Raw genomic sequence first — 1,353 nt, forward strand, 5'->3', positions numbered from 1 at the left:
CCTACGTTTCCAATTCGACAGGAAGAGCTCTTTTCCTTTGAGACCCTTCTAAAAATGTCCCCGGCGTCAAAAGACGACCTCATTTTGGAAGAAGTTCCTATTGCGAAAATCTTGTACGCCATCAGTAGCTTCAAACGACGTGGTCGGCCCGAAAGCTTGAACACCAGAGCGATGATCTTTTCGCTTATCCTTTGCAAAATCGAGCATATTCGCTTCATCAAGGACCTGGTCAACCGTCTGAAAAGCAGTGCAGAATTCAGATTGCGCTGTCACTTTACAGGCTCTGATCGGGTACCGAGCCAAGCCGCCTATTCCAGGCTTTTCACCAAACTTCAGCAATCCGGTATCCTGCATGAGGTCATCGATATTACGGTGGATGCAGCGATTACAGAAGGCTTCCTGAAAGGTGAAAGCATGGCGGTGGACTCTTCGCATGTGGAAGCCTTTGACCGAAACCCCAAAATTGACGCGTCTAAACCGGCCCCGTCCATTCTCCCCAAGGAGGTAGAAGACAGCGAAGAGCCTGCTTTTTTGGACGCCGTCAGCCATGTCCCGCAGCCAGCCCCCAAGCCCGAGAAACCCAAGCGCGCCAAACGCGGGCGCGTCCCCAAAGCCGAGGAGGCCGCGTGGCGTGCGCAAGTCGAGGCTTACGAAGCTTCGTTAACACACTTCGAAAAGGAAGTTGCGGGGATGTTGTCTTGCAGCTACGAGGAACTCATCGCGGACATGCCGACCTATCCAAGTGTAGGAGCAAAAGGCGATCCCCGTGGAAGCGGACGCGTAAAATATGGGTACGGCTACAAGCTCAATTTGTTAGTGGATTGCCAGAGTCAGTATATTGTGACTGGCGTAAACTGCTCGGCTCACGTAAACGACCAACGTCCGGCGATCGTGCTGCTTAAACGATTAAAAGAGCGGTTCCCAACACTCCAGCCTAAGTACGTGTTAGGCGACAAAGGATACGATAGCGAGCCCGTTTACCAGCAAGTTAGAGATGTAGGTGCATCTTCGCTTATTCCGCTTGTTCATCGCACCAAGCTGCCGGATGGTGTAGATAAACACTTGCGCCCAACGTGCAAACAAGGTCATTCGTACCGCTACGATAGCTATGATGCGACGCGGGATACTGTTAAATTTGTAGCACCCAAAGAATGCGCAGCCTGTCCGTTTCAAGCCGACGGCTGCCAAAAGGTGATAAAAAAACAAGTAAAAGAGGATGTTCGTAGATACACTGCACCTGGGCGAGGCAGTGAAAAGTTCCATCAATTATTTAAACAGCGGACCGCGGTTGAGCGTGTCTTTGCCTATTTAAAACTTTATCTGGAATTAGGCACGACGCGAAAGCTTAAAAGA

Annotated in this window: 1 protein-coding gene; it reads left to right on the forward strand. The window is 50.7% G+C overall.

What is annotated here, in order from left to right; translation table 11 throughout:
* A partial coding sequence (locus tag ACFOTD_RS34455) for a transposase (RefSeq protein WP_378124528.1) occupies positions 1 to 1,353 on the forward strand: 1,353 nt, incomplete at both ends.

This window comes from Cohnella sp. GCM10012308 (assembly GCF_042649185.1).
In the GTDB taxonomy this organism is placed as follows: domain Bacteria; phylum Bacillota; class Bacilli; order Paenibacillales; family Paenibacillaceae; genus Cohnella.